This window comes from Agrobacterium sp., assembly GCF_032092815.1.
Lineage (GTDB): Bacteria > Pseudomonadota > Alphaproteobacteria > Rhizobiales > Rhizobiaceae > Agrobacterium.
This window is the reverse complement of record NZ_DAMDBP010000007.1, coordinates 98,239-117,435: the sequence shown is the minus strand read 5'-3', so window position 1 is coordinate 117,435 and position 19,197 is coordinate 98,239. Positions and strand designations below refer to the sequence as shown.

Below are 19,197 nucleotides of genomic sequence, written 5' to 3'. Positions count from 1 at the left end.
ATGGCTCGACAAGCGGAAAGGCCACGCTTCCTGCTGCTACCTGTGCTCATGGCGGTTGGCATTGCACTGTTTGTCTTTAATCTTCACCGTGCTGGCTGGCAATTTGGCGTGCCATCATCGCGCATTCCGCCAAACGAGTTCGAGGCGGTACAAATTCTTTACGGCATCCTGCCACGGTTCGTGGTTGCACTGATCGCAGGCGGTCTTCTTGGCCTTTCAACCGCGCTGATGCAGCAAGGGCTTCGCAATCCACTTGCCGAACCGGGCACGATTGGCCTGCTGTCGGCGGCTCGGTTTGCCCTGGCCATTTGCCTCATTTGGTTTCCTGCCCTTGCGACAAACTTCATGTCACCCGTCCTGATCGGCTCCGGGCTGGCTTTGACAATTGTGCTCGGTCTCTCGTTGCGCCGCGGTTTCTCGCCATTGTTTCTGATCATGAACGGTCTGGTTCTCGGGCTGCTGTTTGAGGCTTGTACATCAATCCTCATTCTCACCCATTATGATGATCTGGGTGACCTTCTTCTCTGGCAGGCCGGATCTCTGGTGCAGGACAACTGGAATGTTGCAATCATTCTGGCGCTGTCTCTTGGCGCCATTGCCGCAATCGTCATGGTCCTGCAGAGGCCAATATCGTTGCTCGACCTTGATGATGCGTCTGCAGCCAGTCTTGGCCTGTCGCCGATGACAGCCCGGCTGGCAGCTGTGTTTCTGTCAGCAATTGCCGCTGCAATCGTGACCTCTCAACTTGGCATTCTCGCTTTTGTTGGCCTGGCGGGCACGACGATAGCAAGTGTCTCCGGCGCTCGCCGTTTCCCGCAACGAGTGCTTTACGCGGCGTTGATGTCCGCCGCGATATTGCTGCTGACAGATCAGACAATGCAATTGCTCGAGGCCCTGATCGCCATTCCATCCGGAACGGTAACTGCCCTGTTTGCCGCCCCGCTCCTCTTGCTGTTGCTCTATAGAAGTCGTGCGCCCATTGCGGTTCGTGAGACATTCGGCGTGAACACCCCGACCTGGTCCGCATCACCGCAACAGTTGGCGTTATTGACCATCATTGCTCTCGCCCTGGCTGTGCTTGTTGCATTGGCGCTTGGCCGCACACCTCAAGGGTTTGTCGTGGCAATGGGTGACGAGTGGTTGCAACTTTTGCCCTGGCGATGGCCACGGGTCATGGGCGCACTGACCGCCGGTGGAATGATTGCGGTGGCCGGATGTTTGATGCAACGCATGACGGGGAATGGCCTGGCCAGCCCGGAGCTTTTAGGCGTGTCATCCGGCGCTGCCCTGATCATGTTGCCGGTGATATTCCTGCTGCCGCCGCTGACACGGTTGGAGACCATGGCGACCGCTGGCCTCGGTTCGCTGGTCTTCCTGATCCTGGCTTTACGGCTGGCAAAACGTTCGCAATATGCGCCGGAAAAGCTTTTGTTGTCGGGTCTCGCGGTCACGGCACTCAGTGGCTCGGTCTTGTCGACGGTCGCTTATTTCGGAGATATCAGGCTGACGAGACTGGTCGGTTGGCTTTCAGGGTCTACCTATGCCGTGACACCGTCCGATGCCGTGGCTGCCCTGGTGGTGTTGCTGATCGCCCTCTTGATCATGCCATTTCTGCGGCGTTGGCTAACGCTTCTGCCACTCGGCGAGGTCACCGCGACGTCACTCGGTGTCCCGGTTGGCATCGCACGCCTCGTGCTTGTTGTGCTGACGGCTTTGCTCACGGGCGCAGCCACCGTCATCATCGGCCCCATCAGCTTTGTTGGTCTTGTCGTACCACATCTCGTCAGGCTCATCGGGATCCGTACGCCGCTGTCCCATGTCTACGGCTGCGCAATCATCGGCGCTCTCCTGATGGTGATCGCCGATTGGATCGGCCGTGTCGCTGCTTTCCCCTGGGACATACCGGCAGGACTGGTGGCAAGCGTGGCGGGCGCGCTCGCCTATGCGCTGACCATCCGGGGTCGCGGATGATCAATGAGGTTTCGCACCTGTTTGTCGGACCTCTGGCGGAGCTTCGCGACGCGCTTCACATCAATTCCTGCCCCACAACTCCGCTTCTGGAATTTTTGGCTTCAGATCAATTTGAGATGTTGCTGGCGCGTTTTTCCAGACGTTGGCCAGACAGTGATCCGAAGGCGACGGCGACCCAGTGGTCAAAGACATATTTCTCAACCTTGATCCCGGCCACGCTGGTCCCCACGATCCTGATGGGTTGGCGTTTCCCCCTCGATCCCGGCTTGATCGGCTTACGTCTCAGCGAAGACGGGGCGGTGACGGGGTTTGAACTGCCTCACGCCGGACATCAGGTGCCAGACGGCATCAATCCCTCGCCCAGATATGATCTTCTGGTGGATGGCCACCTTCGACCGGTTATCGACGCGATTTCATCTGCGACACAGCTCCCTAAAAAAGTGCTTTGGAGCAATGCAGGAAATGTGCTGGAAAACACCGTCCAGAGAGCAATCGCTTTTGCGGGACCTGCACACCCCGCCATAGACGAAGCGATGTCACTCATGCGCGAGCGACGCAACCCCGACGGCCGCACAAATCCGCTGTTTGAACCCGTGCGTTATGAAGGGGTTGGCCAGGAGATGAAACGCATGCGCAGGGTCTGTTGCTTGCGGTATTTCACGCCAAGCCTTGGATACTGCAAATCATGCCCGCTTGCGGATTGACTTCAAGATCCTGAGCCACAATGAGCCGCCAAAATCCGGTGGCGCACCTTTACCTTAACAGCGGCCCTTCTCCCAATTGACGTTCCATGAGAAAGTGCGACATCACCGCCACCATCGCCCTGCCCCTCACCTAAATCTGCTGTCGGTGCAAATGGATTGGATGGAAATTCCTTATGTGGCTCATTGAAATATCTTTTGTTGGTTGTTACCTGATCGCAAAAATAAAGGATGTCAGATGGCAGCGCGCGACAGATATTCCCGAAAGCTTGAATGTTCAAACTGTGGTCACCACGGCTTTGCAGAAGTCTCGGAAGCCGATGACAAGCGTTCTGCAAATGTAGATTTTCGCATTGACGAAATGCCGCGCGGATTTCGCGCCGAGCGTCCATCTGCCATTCCTTCGGAATTCATGATTCGCTGCTCGCATTGCGGCAACCAGTTCCGATTTGTGGAAAAGACCGTCTATGCTCAAGGCGGTGAGCCGCGCAAGCTCGGGCGTTAGATTTACAGTTTCATTCGCCCAGACTGGAGGTTGGCTCCGGTTCCGCTTGGCTCATTGCGACATCGTGGAAAAGGGAAACGAGCGCTGTCGGTCAAAAACCGTTCCCACAGGCAATGCCGAAAATCCACATCGCCCTGAATGACATACCCCCTGCAGACGCTCTCCCCCGGCCAGCCTTACGTTGGCCGGGGGGATTGTCTGCAGGGGGTCAGTATTTCTCGCTGATTGCCATTAAAGGCACACAGCGCTGCTTGAACCCGATCTAAGTGTAAATCTTAGAAGTGGTAGTTCACGCCAGCCTTAAGGGTGTGATCGCTTACGGTCGTTTCGCTCAGCGGGCCACCGGTGCTGCTGCGCACGTCGCCTGTGCGCGCGTAGTTGTATTCTACCTTGCCGGAGATCTGCTGGTTGAACTTGTGTTCAACGCCAGCGCCGACCAGCCAGCCGGGCTTCCAGCCGTCCGGGCCCTGGGCCGTGCCGTCGCGCATGCTGGTCATCGTGGCACCTGCCGTGCCGTAGACCAGTGTATCGCCCAGTGGCATACCGGCCTTGGCCTTGGCAGAGACGCGGTAACGCTCGTTCAGATTGCCGCCCGGTACGAGCACCTTGGTGTCGCCCAAATGGGACAGTTCCGCTTCGCCACCAACAACGAAACCGTTGGTTTCCATGTTGTAGCCGCCCTGAACGCCACCCATGAATTCATGGTCGCCAGAGAAAGGGTTGCCGTGGCGCGAAGCCGTGCCGGCATGAAGACCGACATAACCACCGGTCCAGCCGGATGACTGTGATACCGGCTCGTTATATGACGGTGCTTCATAGGAATTGGTGAGGTCGGCTGCGAAAGCCGGGCCGGAAATGACAGCGGCTGCAAGCACTGATGCGAAGTACTTCTTGATCATGACTTTACTCCATACACAGCCCGCAGATGGTGAATGCGCAGGCGAAACATCGGCTTTCGCCACGGGTGAGTTCAAATCGAAACAGCTCTGTCGCTGAACGTAGGCACACCCGCACCGGTATGCCTTTCATTTTCATTAAAACATTAACAGCCTGTTAACCGAGAGAGCTGAAGCGCCGAGATGAAATGTCCAATTGCCCTGCTTACACGGTGGTTTGCACCGCAAGAACGAAGGCGACAAAACGCGAGAGACAACGGAATCAAATGCTTGCAGTTAATCCTGCGATCGCCACGTTTCGTTTTTCAAGCAGAGAACATTTTTTCGTGAACGGCGCGCTACATTGACGCGATCTCGACGTCGCGAAAAGCGATCCGGAAACTTTCGTTTTCGACATTATGACAATTGCCTTTCCTGCAGCGTAGTCGGCGGCTTTTCCATCACCATCCTCCATTGCTGATACTGCTACGCTCTGACCAGTTTCATCGCACGGTGATCGAACGACCTGGCATGACCAAGGCCGAGATCGCCTGCCGATACCATCCCTTGAAAAACCCTGGCTGAAACTTATCCTTCGATCGGATTGCTTTCCCGACTGTCTTTCATCGGCAACTTGATTGGGTATGACGCTGCGGCAGTCACTTAAAACGTCACACACGTGGGTGGGCTGCTCACGTCGAAGAACATCTCTATCCTCTTTCGTCCCTGCAACAGATAGACGAAAGGCATGCTTTAGGGTTACCTGCAGCCATGATCGATCTCCGTAACATCGAAACATTCTTCTGGGCTGCCGCGCTGGGCAGCCTTCGTGCCGCTGCAGAAAAGCTCGGGACAACCCAACCTGCAGTCTCACAACGTATTGCCGCACTCGAGCTTGCGCTCGGCGTTAAATTATTTGATCGGGCTGCTCGGGGAGTAAGACTGACCGCGAAGGGGCAGGAGCTTCTCGCCCATGCCGAGCAACTGATACAGGCCCGCAACGGGATGATCGAAGCTGCGCGCGACAGCACTGCCATGACCGGACGCCTCAATCTGGGCGTGGCGGAAACGATCGTGCAGACATGGTTGCCGCAGCTTATTGCTGAAATTCATAATGCCTATCCCGACCTGACACTCGAGATCGAGGTCGACACCAGTGAAATGCTGCAATCGCACCTGATGAGCCGCCGTATCGATCTTGCCTTTCTGATGGGGCCGGTTCTGGAACCGCGTGTCGCCAACCGGCCACTCTGCACCTATCCGCTGGCATGGATAGCCAGGCCCGGTCTTTATTCCACGCAAGAGAGTGTTTCAGTGGAAACGATCTCTGCCCTGCCGGTCATCACCTACGGTTCCAACAGCACACCCTACCGGCAGGTGCGCGACATACTGCAACGCTATCGTTTTCCTACGCCGCGCATGTATGGCAGTGCGTCACTATCGATGATTGTCAAAATGGCTCTGGACGGCATAGGCACAGCCGTCATCACCCCCGTTTTTCTCGGCGCCGAAATTGAGCGCGGTGAGCTGGAAATCCTGAACGTGGATGTGGAGCCGCTCAACGATCTGCATTTTACCGCAAGCTGGATCGACGGACCAGATAGCCATGCCGCGCGCGTCATTACCCACATGGCGCAGCAGATCGCCAGAAACAGTGCCGGAAATGTTCTTCCGACGGCACCTGCGATCGACGAGATATAAAAAATTCTTATGTCTTGCTTCCAAACATACGATTGGACAAGCGGGCATTATCGACATTTAATCACAAAAAACAAAAGCGATATAAATCGCACGCATGGGAACAGGCAGTCATAGTATCAGCCACGAGGCATAAGGGACGTCACTTCGTCCCGGACTCTCGCTCGCCTTTTCTCGTGCTCTTCAAGATCGAACCAGAGAAAAGGGAACCACATGAAATTACTCTCCTTTGCCACCGCACTCCTCGTTTCCGGCGCCGCCGTTGCCCAGGAACTGCCCAAAACCCAATTGCAGATCATCGGCGGTCTCAGCAATCTTACTGCTTACCAGCAGTTCGAGCAGCCGTTCTGGTCCAAGACCATTCCGGAAAAATCCGGTGGCCAGGTCACCGCGACCATCAAGGGTTTCAACGAAATGGGTCTCAAAGGCCCTGAACTGATGCGTCTCATGTCGCAGGGTGTGGTGCCTTTCGGCACAGCAACACTTTCCTATTTCGCCAGCGACAACCCGATCAATGAAGCCATCGACCTTCCGGGCCTGGCGCCTGATGTCGAGACTGCTCGCAAGGTTACACAGGCTTTCCAGCCGGTCTATGAGAAGTTTTATGGCGAAGGCGCCAAGGTCAAGCTTCTCGGCATCTCGACCTATCCAGCCCAGGTGGTTTTCTGCAATGCCGAGATCAAGGGCCTTGCCGACCTCAAAGGCAAGAAGGTTCGTACCTCCGGACGTACGCAGGCCGAATTCGTCGAAGCCTTCGGTGGCACCAGCGTGACCATGGCCTTTGGTGAAGTGGTGCCTGCATTGCAGAACAATGTCGTCGATTGCGCCATCACCGGCTCGCTCTCCGGCTACTCCGCCAAATGGTATGAAGTCTCGACCCATCTTCTGGCTCTACCGATCAACTGGAATCAGCAGATCCATGCCGTCAACCAGGAAGTATGGGACAAGCTCGACCCGAAGGTTCAGGCGTTCCTTGAGGAAAATATCGCAACCCTGATGGACGACATCTGGAAGGCTGCCGGCACGCAGACGCAGAAAGGCTATGATTGCAACACCGGCGCTGACGCTTGCACTCAGGCCGTCAAGGGCAAGATGACACTGGTCGTGCCGACCGATGAGGACAAGGCGCTTCTGAACACCACGCTGAAGGACAAGATCCTTCCGACCTGGGCGGCGCGTTGCTCTGCCGATTGTGTAAAGGACTTCAACGACACGATCGGTGCAACCTTTGGACTGACGGCTTCCAAATAATCCAGCCTCGGACACGGCTGCATCAATCTGCAGCCGTGTCGTCTCCCCTCCAGCCGGATCGAAGACCATGACAGGATCAATCCCTTTATTTACCGCGCTGTTCGGCTTTGCCGAAAAGGCAGCCCGTTGGGCCGTACTTGCCAGCGGCACACTGACCATCGCCAGCGTTCTGCTGATTACAGTTGACGTGCTGCTGCGCAAACTGTTCGGCTGGACGGTGGGCGGCTCGGATGAATTGTCGAGTTATGCCTTTGCGATCAGCACCACATGGTCACTTGCCTTTGCAACACTGCAGCGCGCCAATGTGCGTGTTGACGTTATCTACCAATATTTGCCCGTGCGTGTTTCGGCAGTGCTCGATTGGCTATCGCTGGTCTGCCTTGGCATCTTCATCGCCTTTGTAACCTATTACGGTTACGGCGTTGTCGCTGAATCGATCAGCAACAATTCACAGGCCAACACACCACTGGGCACGCCACTCGCTATTCCGCAAGGTCTGTGGTTCGCCGGACTTGTCTTCATGTGCCTGATCCTCGCCCTCATGCTGATCCGCGCCTCAGTCGCGCTGGTCACTGGCGATCTTGAGACCGTCAAGGCCATCGCAGGCGTTCGTTCCGTGCAGGAAGAGGCAGAAGAGGAAGCGCTGGCCGGCGAGCGTTTGATCGAAGGAGAACGCAAATGATCGCCACCACACTTATTCTCCTTCTGGTTCTGATTGGCCTGTCCATTCCTGTTGCAGCCGCGCTTGGTGTGCTTGGTCTGGTCCTTGATCCCACATTCTCCATGCTGCCGCTTACACGCGCCATCGGAGAGCTTGCCTGGAGCACCAATAACGAGTTCCTGCTCGTTGCCATTCCACTTTTCATTCTGCTTGGAGAAATCCTGCTGCGCGCCGGGTTTGCCGAACGCATGTATAGTGCCATGAGCCTTTGGCTTTCCTGGCTTCCCGGTGGTCTTATGCATGCCAATATCGGCGCGTCAGCCCTGTTTGCCGCAACATCCGGTTCCAGCGTTGCAACCGCCGCGACAGTTGGTACAGTGGCTATCCCGCAAATCAAGAAGCACGGCTATAACGAGCCTCTCTTCCTGGGCAGTCTTGCCGCCGGTGGCACACTCGGCATCCTGATCCCGCCATCAATCAACATGGTTCTCTACGGCGTGTTGACCAACACCTCGGTCCCGAAACTCTATCTTGCCGGTATCATTCCCGGCCTGTTGCTGACAGCGCTGTTCATGCTGACCATCATTGCCGGCTGCATGATGGTGCCTGCCTGGGGTGGTGCACGCGTCAATGGCACATGGAGCAAACGTTTCGCCAGCCTTGTCCATCTCGCGCCACCGCTTGGCATCTTCCTTCTCGTGGTCGGTTCGATCTATGCCGGTATCGCCACGCCAACCGAAGCTGCGGCACTTGGTGTCAGCGGCGCAATGATCCTCGCTGCCTGCTTTGGCCGCCTCACTTTCGCAATGTTGGCGGAAGCGATTGAAGGCACCATGAAATCGTCGGCCATGATCCTTCTGATCATCATCGCCTCCGGTTTTCTCAATTTCGTCATGTCGGCCACCGGCATCACCGATGTCATCACCAGTTCGATTTCCGGCCTTGGCCTGCACCCTGTGGCAATGATCCTCGTGGTGGTGATCTTCTACCTTATGCTTGGCTGCTTCATGGAATCCCTGTCCATGATGATCACCACGATCCCGATTGTCGCGCCAATCATGCTGGCGCTTGGCTTCGATCCGATCTGGACAGGTATTCTCATCATCGTGCTGGTGGAAGCCGCTCTCATCACGCCGCCCGTAGGCCTGAACCTTTTCGTTGTTCACAGCCTTCGCAAAAGCGGCTCGATGACACCCGTCATCATCGGTTCGCTTCCTTTTGTGAGCGCCATGGCCGTGCTGATCGTGCTGCTTTCGATTTTCCCATCAATCGCGCTCTATCTTCCGAGCCTCGCTGACTAAACTCATCGACTGAACACTGGAATATATCTCATGAAACTGCATTTCACGATCGAAACCACATCGTCCCGCAATGACCTCGACATCGAGATCGATCAACTCGTCGTCGCAGGCTGGGCCGGTCGTGACCGGGCTGCCATTGATCACCATATCGAGGAACTGGCGGCTATCGGCGTGCCGCGCCCAAGCACCGTGCCGCTCTATTACCGCGTTTCCGAAAACAGCGCGGTCCAGACCGACGCGATACAATCGGTCGGCACCGAAAGCTCCGGCGAGGTTGAAACCTTCATCTTCCGCTCAGGCAGTGATCTCTATGTTTCGATTGCCTCCGACCACACCGACCGCAAACTCGAAGCCCATAGCGTTGCTCTGTCAAAGCAGATCTGCCCCAAGCCGATTGCCAGCACTGCATGGCCTTTTGCCGAAGTTGCTGATCATTGGGATCAGTTGATCATCCGGTCCTGGATTGACGAGAACGACGGCCAAACGCTGTATCAGGAGGGACCGCTTTCCAGCCTGCGCACGCCGCAAGACCTGATCCTCGGGCTGACTGGCGGTGCACAACAACTGCCGGAAAAAACCGGCATGATCTGTGGTACGGTCGGCGCCATCGGCGGGATTCGCCCGTCGTCCCGCTTCACAATGGAACTGTTTGACCCGATCCTGAACCGCAGCATCCGCCACGGCTATACGATCGAAACACTGCCAGAGGTTCAATAAAATGACCCGTTATCCGACGATTGCAGACGTATCCGCATCACTTGCGTCAAAGCAAACCACCAGCCGGAAGCTTGTCGATGCCGCAATCGCCGCAATCGACGATCCGGCAGGTCAGGGTTCAAAAGCCTTCATCCGTCGCAATGATGCCCGTGCGCGCGCCATGGCGGATGCGTCCGATGTCTTGCGCGGCGCCGGACAGGTTCGCTCCCCGCTGGAAGGCATCGCCATCTCCGTGAAGGATCTGTTCGATTTTGCCGGTGAAGTGACGACGGCTGGCAGTGTTGCGAACAACCAGTCAGCGCCCGCGACGGCCGATGCTCCCGTGGTGCAGGCACTGGTTCGCGCAGGTGCGGTCATTACCGGCACGACCAATATGAGCGAATTCGCCTTTTCCGGTCTCGGCCTCAATCCCCATTACGGCACGCCGCTCAATGTTTACGACCGTTCCACCGGGCGCATTCCAGGTGGTTCATCCTCCGGTGCTGCAGTTTCCGTTACGGACGGCATGGCAGTTGCCGCCATCGGCACGGATACCGGTGGGTCGATCCGTATTCCGGCCGCGTTCTGCGGCCTTGCCGGTTTCAAGCCGACCGCCAGCCGTGTCAGCCGCGAGCACGTTCTGCCGCTCTCGACCTCGCTCGATTCCATTGGCCCAATTTCGGCAAGCGTTGCCTGCTGCGCCGTGATCGACGCCATCATTTCCGGCGAAACGGACCGTTCGATCCGGCCGATACCACTGGCCGGACTGAGATTGGCCGTGCCACAGACCGTGGTTCTCAATGATATGGACGATCATGTTGCCGCATCCTTTGCCGCAACCTTGAGCCTTCTGTCGGCAGCGGGCGCACACATTGTCGAGATCGACGTGCCGGAATTTGCCCAGCTTGCCACCATCAATGCCAAGGGCGGGCTGATTGCCGCCGAAGCCTGGCACTGGCATCGCAACCTGCTTGAAAGCCGCGGCGACACCTATGACCACCGCGTCCGCAGCCGCATCCTGCGTGGTCGGGACATGAGCGCCGCAGATTATATCGATGTGCTTGAGGCCCGCACCGCATGGCAACTGGGTGTCAATGACAAGCTTGCATCCTTTGACGCCATCCTGCTGCCGACCGTGCCGACCATCGCCCCGACAGTCGCATCGCTCGAAGCCGATGACGCAACCTTCTTTGCCGCCAACGGCTTGACGTTGCGCAACCCGTCGATCATCAACTTCCTTGACGGATGCGCACTTTCGGTGCCCTGCCACACGGCGGGTTCTGCACCTGTCGGCCTGATGATCGCTGGCGGTCCGATGACCGATGCAAAAGTCCTGTCAGTCGGCCTCGCCATCGAACATGCACTGAACGCAAAGGCTGCGTGATATGACCTTCGCACCGGGCTCCGCTGCCCATCACGCCCGATTGAAGGCGCGCTCCGGCGCGCTTTCCGGACCGACGGCCAATCTGGCGCCCGGTTTCGTCCAGGCCAATCTGGCAATCCTGCCGCGCGACCTCGCCTATGATTTTCTGCTGTTTTGCCAGAGGAACCCAAAACCCTGCCCGCTGGTCGGCGTGTCGGACGTTGGTGTGCCGTTGATCGAGGCGCTGGGCCACGATCTGGACATCCGCACCGACGTGCCGCGTTACCGGGTCTGGGAAAACGGCCAACTCATATCCGAACCGCAGGACATAAGCGACATCTGGCGCGACGATCTCGTTACCTTCGCGATCGGTTGTTCCTTTTCCTTTGAGGAGGCGCTTCTCGCCTCCAACGTGCCGGTCCGACATATCCAGGACGACACGAATGTGCCCATGTATCGCACGTCGATGCAAACCGTACCGGCCGGCGTCTTCTCGGGCCCACTGGTCGTTTCAATGCGCCCGATGAAACCGCAGGAGGCCATCAAGGCGGTGCAGATCACCGGCAGATTCCCGTCCGTTCACGGTGCCCCTGTGCATATTGGCGATCCTGCCGAAATCGGCATCGCGGATATTGCCCGACCGGACTATGGCGATGCGGTGAGGATAGAGCCGGACGAAATTCCGGTGTTCTGGGCCTGTGGCGTGACCCCGCAGGCAGCAATCGCCAAAGCCTCGCCAGCATTTTCGATCACTCATGCGCCGGGGCACATGCTGGTCACGGACCTCGTGAATGCCGATCTTTCGATCTGAAACGGTTCGACATCAAGGCAATGGGACAAGGCAGAGATATGTCGGATAATCTTGAAGTAAAGCCAACCGTTGAACCCCTGTCGGAGGACGCATTTTCCTGCTTTGGCGTCATGCTCGGAAAACCCTATCCGGCTGAGGGTGGTCCGGCGGCGTTCTCCAACACTGCTACCGATTTCTGGCAGGAGCATCTGTTCGATGCTGGACAGGATGGTGAGGTTGAAATCCTTTGGGTGAATTACCGCAACAACGAGCCATCGATTGCCGTTTTTGAAAAACATATGCTGACCGAACAGGCCGTCGTGCCGCTAACAGGCTCGATCGTTCAGGTCGTTGCCATGTCCGGGCGGGACGGTACTCCTGATCTTTCCACCATGCGTGCCTTTCACATTGAACCAGGCCAAGGCGTATGCATGAATTCTGGCATCTGGCATGCGACGCGCAGCAGCGGTTCGACTTGCCTGATGCTGACGCGTCGTTCGACCACCTTGGCTCTTGTGGCGCAACTCAACGCGTTGCCACATGCGGATGAAACCATCCTGCATGAGTTTGGAAAACGCCCGGTCTGCATCAATATATAACGTTCGAGAGCCAATACTGGACAGCCTGTCCGGAGACACTGTCACCCATGACGTGCTTTGTCTCTCCAGGCCTGTCTCAGGCTGAGCACTTCTCAGCAAGACAGCCTGTGCGAGCAAACAGGCTGACTCAAATATTTTTTGAGATAACATATTGGTTAACCATTATAAAATATAACAGTCTCAGATTTCGTATAGCTGAGATGAACACAGGAAAATCTGCCCGTGTCAGCTGTCGGATTGTGGACCTTGTCTAAGGCAGATTTTTGTAAATTGCCCCCGGCCAACCACTACGGCCGGAAGCCCGGCGAATGACTTGCTCGTGGCTCCTTTCAATGAACGCCCGGTTCTTGCAGGAGTGCAACGTGAAAAACGTATCGATTATCGGAAAATTTCTCATCATCATGGCCTGCTTTGGCCTTTTCTCTCTGAGTATGGCCTTTTATTCCGGGCATAAGATCTCGGACATAGATGATGCCTACAGTGGTCTTTTGAAGGAAGAAGATACCGCCGCTCTTTATATTGCCCGCTCTAGCAGTGCCCTTCAGGCGCTGCGCGCATCCATGGGCGAACTTTTGATGTCACGCTCAGCTGAACTCAATGCGCGCAGCGAGAACGACATCAAGGCCGCAGAAGCCAGCTTCGTTGAATATATGGACAAGGTGACCGCAGCCATCCCTCATCGCACGGACATCGCTCAACTCAAGGCAGAAGGCCTTCAGGTGATGAAGGGAACATGCGGCCCGACAGTCGCGGCTGCACGAAGCGCAACCTCCGAGGAAGATGTGGCAGCGTCCCAACAGCTGTTCCTGAGCCAATGTCAGCCGGCTTTTGCCGCCATGGCTCCGAAGTTCATAGCGATAACGACCGAAATGGTTGATGCTGCCGCCAAGGAAAATGCAGAATTGACGGTACAGACGAATACGACCGTGACCACGACGCTGGCCGCAGTCATCCTCGGCCTGATCACCGTGCTGATCGCCGGTTTTGTCGCGATCCGTTCATGGCTGGTTCGCCCGATCCAGCAGATGTCTGGGACCATGGCTGTACTTGCCAATGGCGACCTCAGCGCACATGTCGACGGCACCGAGCGACGTGACGAATTGGGAGCGATGGCCAAGGCCGTGCAGGTGTTCAAGGACAATGGCCTGCGAACACGCGCGCTTGAAGAGGAAGCGGCGGCAGCACGGTCTGCCAGCGAGACCGAGCGCCTGCAGGTCGCCGAACTGGAACGGCAGCGCGCCAAGGAGATGGCCCAAGCGACGTCCGGACTGGCAACAGGCCTGAAGCATCTCTCCAGTGGCGATCTCACGTTCCGTTTGCAGGAACCCTTTGCCAGCGATTTCGAAGCATTGCGTTCCGACTTCAATGCAGCCGTCGGACAGTTGGCAAACAGCCTGCGCTCCGTTGCGGACGCCACGGGCTCAATCGACAGCGGTGCACGCGAAATCAGCGCGAGTGCCGAAGACCTGTCCAAGCGAACCGAACAGCAGGCAGCGTCGCTTGAGGAAACCGCAGCGGCTCTGGATCAGATCACGACGAATGTCGCGAACTCCTCCCAGCGCACGGAAGAAGCACGCCATGTCGCAATCGAAGCCAACAAGTCGGCGCGGCGCTCCGGCGAGGTTGTCTCAAATGCAGTCGATGCCATGCAGCGCATCGAGGAATCCTCAAACCAGATTTCCAGCATCATCGGTGTCATTGACGAGATCGCATTCCAGACAAACCTTCTGGCGTTGAATGCAGGCGTCGAAGCGGCGCGTGCTGGCGAAGCAGGCAAAGGCTTCGCAGTTGTTGCGCAGGAAGTTCGCGAGCTTGCGCAACGCTCTGCCCAGGCTGCCAAGGAGATCAAGGATCTGATCCGCAACTCCTCGGATGAAGTCAGCACCGGTGTCAAACTGGTACAGGAAACCGGTCAGGCCCTGAAGATCATTGAAGAACAGGTCATCACGATCAACACGCAGCTGGATGCGATTGCCACCTCTGCCAAGGAGCAGTCCGTTGGACTTGCCGAAGTCAACACGGCCGTCAACCAGATGGATCAGGTGACGCAGCAGAACGCGGCCATGGTCGAAGAATCCACGGCTGCCAGTGCCTCTCTGGCCGGCGAAGTGCAACGTTTGCGCAACATCATCGCGGAATTCCGAATTGGTTCGGAAGCCGGATTTGAACGGGCCAAGCCAGTGGCAGCAAAGTCTGAACACAAGCCTGTGTCTTCACCTGCACGGCGCATGCTTGCCAAGGTTGCCGGTGCTGTCGGGCTGGCTGGTGGTGCTGCGGCAGCGGCGGAAAGCTGGGAAGAGTTCTGATAAAAACCCTTCAACAGGCATGCTGGAGACCGAGTTGAATATCCTGACCGGGGCGCATGCCGTCCCGGTCAGTCTGACACTGCAAAGATTATTGGCGTCTTGCCAAGCACAGCTGCCGTCTGGCGGATTTTGTCGAGATCTTCATCGATCATTGCTGTTGCTGCGGCTCGTGTAACGGCGAGTTTAGAATGCCGGCCGGCAACGGTCTTGAATTCAGGGTCGCCAAAGCCAGAAAGCGTGATGAAGGCCTTTTGCAGTCGCATCCCGACCTCAAGGATGGATGCACCGTCTCGCGCAATCGGCAAGAACAGGTCATCGAACAAATCCTCAAGTTTGATGGCGGTGACATATAAACGAGGATATTGCATCTCGACGGCGTCACGCTGTTCGTCCCAAACTGCCAGCACACGTATCGATCTGGAAATGACATCAATGGCCGTGCCGGGATCATTGACCGCCGGCGACAATGCCCTGGAGGCAATTTCGGCCAGCACCGCAGCGCCAAAGCGCGGATCCTGATCGAACGATCTGACATCGCCGATGGTGAAGGCCGAGGCGATGCTTTCATGGAGTTTTTCATGCGCCTCCGCTGTAATCCATGCCAGGGGCACATTGGGGGCAACCAGCTTGCCTGCAATCGCAACCACTGCGATGTCAATGTCGAACTCTTCCGCGATCTGTGACAGCAAACCGGCGTCGACATGCTGCACATAACCGATCTCACTGCGGCAAACCGGAACATTTGGTTGGGTCGCTCTCGGGTCGTCGTCGCGCAACTCCTGGCCGCCGAGAAAAGGTGCTGTTCGTGCTGCTCTCAGCGCGTCGATTGCCGCCCGTTCGACCCGTTCCGTCGTCTCTGTGACACGTCCAAGGCGGGACAGATGATCAATCCAGCGCAGCAATGTGGCGACGATGAGTATAATGACGCCGATGGTCACGACGAACAGAATGACCCGTCCCTGATCGCCATAGGCACCTGTCGTGAGTGCGATAATCCCGACAAGGCTGAACAGGAACGAGCCAACAAAGGTCGCCAGCACATTTTGGGTCGTGCTGTCTTCCATCACCAGCTTGGTCGCTCGTGGAGTGACATTGGTGGTTGCAGCAGAATATGCTGATACCATCGTGCTCAACGAAAATGTTGTCACCGTCAACATGCTGGAGGCGATGATGCCAAGTATTTTGTCGACGGCATCGGCGCCGATCTTGGTTTGAATGTCATCAGGAATATAGGGCGACAACACAACGGCGAGCAGTGCCGTGACGACGCCAGCGACCGAAAACAGAGTGGCCCTGAACCAAATTCGCCGCACCACCTGGTTCAGCCACCACCGCCATTTTGATTTCATGTCTGCACAAACTCCTCGTGATAAACTAGACCCGAGCAGACGTCGTCAAGCGCCTGCCGGGAATAATGTCCAACGATTGTTCAGCGATCATGCCGTATGCTCGGGAGCACCATGCACAAGCTGAAACTCCGGTGAGTTGACGAGATGCAGATAGCGTTCGAACTGTATGAGAACATCACTGATGATCTGATCCTGTGACATGCCCATGAGATCGTAACCGCTGTTACCGCTTGAGAAGAAAGTTCTCGCTTCATAGCGGAACTCCGCTTCGCCGGCGCGAATGGTGGTAAAACTTGCGACACGGTGTTTCTGAACGGATACACCGTAAATGAAGTCTCGCACATCGCTTGCTGGAGAGCGAAGCGTGACCATGCCAGCCTCCTCGCGATCCACCTCGGTTGGCCTTCCGCGCGATTGCAACTCGGCGGCGACCTTGTCGAGCGCGGGTGAAACCTTTTCGTTGATGAAGCGCAGAACTTCCTTTTCCGTCGTCGTGCTGAGCATCAGGGCAAGTCGCCGCTGCCAGGTCTGACCGGACGCCGGCTCGGCAGGCACTGCGTTGCGGGCACTGTGAACCTCAAGCTGCGCCAGATCCTGCCGCATGCCGAGATAAAGCGAAACGACCAGAGCTAGCATGACAATGGTAAAGGGCAAGGCACTGGCGACGGTGGCCGATTGCAGGGCCGTAAGACCGCCTGCCAGCAACAGGCATGCCGCCACGATACCTTCCAGCGAGCACCAGAAAATTCGCTGACCGGTCGTTGTTTCGGTTTCACCGCCTGCAGCAATGGAATCCACCACAAGAGCGCCAGAATCCGCCGAGGTGATGAAGAAGATTGAAACCAGCAGAACCGCAAGCGTCGAGGTCACGCCCGAAAGAGGCAAATATTCGAAAAACCGGAACAGACCGACGGAAACGTCATCTGCGATCGCTGTTCCCAGCGCGCCGGCCGCTACGCCCGTATCGATGAACATGGCCGTGTTGCCGAACACCGTCATCCAGAAGAAGGTAAAACCTGCCGGGATGAACAGGACGGCGGCCACGAATTCACGAACCGTTCTGCCCCGTGAAATTCGCGCGATGAACATGCCAACAAACGGCGACCAGGAAATCCACCATGCCCAATAAAACAGCGTCCATGAATCGATCCACGGCGTAGGTTCATAGGCGTAGATGTTGAATGTGCGCAGAACAAGCGTGTCGAGATAGAGGCCCAGATTTTGCACAAAATCCCGGAAAAGCTGCGCCGTTGGCCCGGTGACAAGCACAAACAGCATTAACAGCACAGCAACGATGAGATTGGTTTCCGACAGAATGCGCACACCCTTGTCCAATCCCGTAACCACTGAAATCGTAGCCATGCCGGTGACAATGGCAATCAGGACAAGTTGCACGCTGGTGCTGATGGGCAGACCAACAAGGTGGTTGAGACCCGCATTGATTTGCGCCACGCCAACGCCAAGCGATGTGGCTATGCCAAACATGGTGCCCACAATGGCAAATATGTCCACCGCATGGCCTATTGGCCCGTTGATGCGGCCTTTGAGCAGAGGGTAGAGACCGGACCGGACCGTAAGTGGCAGATTGTAGCGGTAACCGAAATAGGCCAGGGACAGACCCACCACCGCATAGATGGCCCAGGCATGAATGCCCCAATGGAAAAATGTGACGGTCATGGCTTCGCGCATCGCGGCCACGCTTCTTGGTTCAGCGGTCGGCGGCGCCATGTAATGTGTCATGGGCTCACCAACAGCATAGAACATCAGCCCGATGCCCATCCCTGCCGCAAACAGCATCGCGATCCACGACACAAATCGGAAATCAGGCACGGAGTCGTCCGGACCGAGCTTCAGCTGACCGAACCTGCCAAAACAAAGCAGAAGCACGGCAGCAAGAAATATCCCGACAGACAGCAGATAAAACCAGCCGAATGCGCCGAGAATGGCTGCTTGGATGGTTGAAAACAGCTCCTGTGCCTGCCCCGGAAGCACTATGCCAATCGCAACGAACAGCGTGATGATAATCACCGATCCGTAGAATACCGGTGGATTGATGATGAACGATTTCATATGCACATACGCCTTCCCTGACACGCAACACACTAAGTGATATCTAATATGACCATATGTTGCGACCCCGATTTCGACAAAACATCGCCATGAATTGGCCATGTTTAACCTGGGGAAATGCATGAATGGCGATTTTGCTCCATCATTCTGTTGAACAAATTGAATAATTCAAATCGGAACCACCCGAGCTTTACAGCTGAGATTGACGCGATGTCACAGCACTTCTATTCGTTAGCAATGGTATCCCGCACACGACCGAGACGATCGCTACCCCTACGCCTTGAAATCCTGCAGATGAAACTGCGTCGGATTGAACGAGGACGAGACAAATGGGCGCTTCGCTGGCAAGCCGTGCTGGCCGTAGTCGATCTCAGCATTATCGCCTTTTTTGTGTTCGGTCCGTTCTTGAGGAGCGGTCCGTCCTATCTGATCATTGATTACATGATTGCCGTGTGGATCCTGGCCGAACTGCTTGCCAGAGCGTTTGCGGCGGGTTCCATCAGATCAATGTTCAGGCGGCCAATGACCTGGATTGATCTCGTTATCCTGGCCACCTTGCTGTTTCCGAATGCCTTGTTCAACTTTGCTTTTTTGCGAGCGATGCGCCTGTGGGCTATAGGCGAAAGCGCATTATTTAGCGTTATTTTAAGACGGCTGGGCTGCAATCACTACCGGGATGTGGTGCGTGCTTCCCTGAACTTCCTTGTCTTCCTGTTCATGGTAACCGGCTTTGTCTACACGACCTTTTTTTATCACCTAAGCGGCCTTGTCGGCTTCATTGACGCCCTGTACTTCACAGTCGCAACGATGACCACAACGGGGTTTGGCGACATAACTCTCCCCGGACCTCTCGGAAAGCTAACATCTGTTATCACGATGATCGTGGGCATATCTCTATTTGTCAGGCTTGCTCAGTCCATTGTGCGGCCCAACAAGGTTCCATACCCATGCACACAATGCGGCTTGCAGAGGCACGAGGCGGATGCTGTCCATTGCAAGGCGTGTGGACACCTGCTGAATATTCCAAACGACAATGATTAAGGCGGCATTCGGTTTCATTG

Annotated in this window: 16 protein-coding genes; 13 read left to right on the top strand and 3 right to left on the bottom strand. The window is 56.4% G+C overall.

Annotation, left to right across the window (positions count from 1 at the left end; genetic code table 11):
- The 3 genes from fhuB (at position 1) to RT613_RS05930 (ending at position 3,177) form a co-directional block, all read left to right on the top strand.
- Positions 1 to 1,971 carry a Fe(3+)-hydroxamate ABC transporter permease FhuB gene (gene fhuB, locus RT613_RS05940; protein ID WP_313613732.1) on the top strand — a complete coding sequence of 657 codons (1,971 nt, stop codon included), beginning with the start codon at positions 1 to 3 and terminating at the stop codon, positions 1,969 to 1,971.
- Positions 1,968 to 2,675: a siderophore-iron reductase FhuF gene (fhuF, locus tag RT613_RS05935; RefSeq protein ID WP_313613730.1), complete on the top strand. Its 708-nt coding sequence runs from the start codon at positions 1,968 to 1,970 to the stop codon at positions 2,673 to 2,675. The genes fhuB and fhuF overlap by 4 nt, the downstream gene beginning before the upstream one ends.
- A gap of 235 nt (positions 2,676 to 2,910) precedes the next feature.
- The gene (locus RT613_RS05930; protein WP_313613728.1) at positions 2,911 to 3,177 is read left to right on the top strand and encodes a hypothetical protein; all 267 of its coding nucleotides are present in this window, start codon (positions 2,911 to 2,913) and stop codon (positions 3,175 to 3,177) included.
- A gap of 275 nt (positions 3,178 to 3,452) precedes the next feature.
- On the opposite strand, the gene RT613_RS05925 is transcribed toward RT613_RS05930, so the two are convergent.
- A complete protein-coding gene (locus tag RT613_RS05925; protein WP_313613726.1) occupies positions 3,453 to 4,076 on the bottom strand; it encodes a porin family protein in 624 nt (207 codons plus the stop codon).
- A gap of 747 nt (positions 4,077 to 4,823) precedes the next feature.
- Here RT613_RS05925 and RT613_RS05920 point away from each other — a divergent pair.
- The 9 genes from RT613_RS05920 to RT613_RS05880 all read left to right on the top strand — a co-directional run bounded on the left by RT613_RS05920 (position 4,824) and on the right by RT613_RS05880 (position 14,717).
- Positions 4,824 to 5,753, top strand: coding sequence for a LysR family transcriptional regulator (locus tag RT613_RS05920; protein WP_313613725.1), 930 nt, complete (start codon positions 4,824 to 4,826; stop codon positions 5,751 to 5,753).
- A gap of 210 nt (positions 5,754 to 5,963) precedes the next feature.
- Entirely contained in the window at positions 5,964 to 7,001 is a 1,038-nt protein-coding gene (locus RT613_RS05915) for a TRAP transporter substrate-binding protein (protein ID WP_313613724.1), read from the top strand.
- A gap of 67 nt (positions 7,002 to 7,068) precedes the next feature.
- Positions 7,069 to 7,683: a TRAP transporter small permease gene (locus tag RT613_RS05910; RefSeq protein WP_313613723.1), complete on the top strand. Its 615-nt coding sequence runs from the start codon at positions 7,069 to 7,071 to the stop codon at positions 7,681 to 7,683.
- Positions 7,680 to 8,963, top strand: coding sequence for a TRAP transporter large permease (locus RT613_RS05905; protein WP_313613721.1), 1,284 nt, complete (start codon positions 7,680 to 7,682; stop codon positions 8,961 to 8,963). The genes RT613_RS05910 and RT613_RS05905 overlap by 4 nt, the downstream gene beginning before the upstream one ends.
- 30 nt (positions 8,964 to 8,993) lie before the next feature.
- The gene (locus RT613_RS05900; RefSeq protein ID WP_313613719.1) at positions 8,994 to 9,680 is read left to right on the top strand and encodes a DUF2848 domain-containing protein; all 687 of its coding nucleotides are present in this window, start codon (positions 8,994 to 8,996) and stop codon (positions 9,678 to 9,680) included.
- A 1-nt stretch (position 9,681) separates the two neighbouring features.
- The gene (locus tag RT613_RS05895; protein WP_313613717.1) at positions 9,682 to 11,043 is read left to right on the top strand and encodes an amidase; all 1,362 of its coding nucleotides are present in this window, start codon (positions 9,682 to 9,684) and stop codon (positions 11,041 to 11,043) included.
- Between the two features lies 1 nt (position 11,044).
- On the top strand, positions 11,045 to 11,833 hold the full coding sequence (locus RT613_RS05890) for a putative hydro-lyase (protein WP_313613715.1): 789 nt from the start codon (positions 11,045 to 11,047) through the stop codon (positions 11,831 to 11,833).
- Between the two features lie 38 nt (positions 11,834 to 11,871).
- Entirely contained in the window at positions 11,872 to 12,411 is a 540-nt protein-coding gene (locus tag RT613_RS05885; RefSeq protein WP_313613714.1) for an ureidoglycolate lyase, read from the top strand.
- A 362-nt stretch (positions 12,412 to 12,773) separates the two neighbouring features.
- Positions 12,774 to 14,717: a methyl-accepting chemotaxis protein gene (locus tag RT613_RS05880; protein ID WP_313613712.1), complete on the top strand. Its 1,944-nt coding sequence runs from the start codon at positions 12,774 to 12,776 to the stop codon at positions 14,715 to 14,717.
- Between the two features lie 68 nt (positions 14,718 to 14,785).
- Here the strand turns inward: RT613_RS05880 and RT613_RS05875 are convergent, their stop codons facing one another.
- Positions 14,786 to 16,066: a DUF2254 domain-containing protein gene (locus RT613_RS05875; RefSeq protein ID WP_313613711.1), complete on the bottom strand. Its 1,281-nt coding sequence runs from the start codon at positions 16,064 to 16,066 to the stop codon at positions 14,786 to 14,788.
- An 87-nt stretch (positions 16,067 to 16,153) separates the two neighbouring features.
- The gene (locus tag RT613_RS05870) at positions 16,154 to 18,136 is read right to left on the bottom strand and encodes a BCCT family transporter (RefSeq protein WP_313613709.1); all 1,983 of its coding nucleotides are present in this window, start codon (positions 18,134 to 18,136) and stop codon (positions 16,154 to 16,156) included.
- A gap of 294 nt (positions 18,137 to 18,430) precedes the next feature.
- On the opposite strand from RT613_RS05870, the gene RT613_RS05865 reads away from it, so the two are divergent.
- A complete protein-coding gene (locus tag RT613_RS05865; RefSeq protein ID WP_313613707.1) occupies positions 18,431 to 19,177 on the top strand; it encodes a potassium channel family protein in 747 nt (248 codons plus the stop codon).
- Positions 19,178 to 19,197 lie beyond the last annotated feature (20 nt).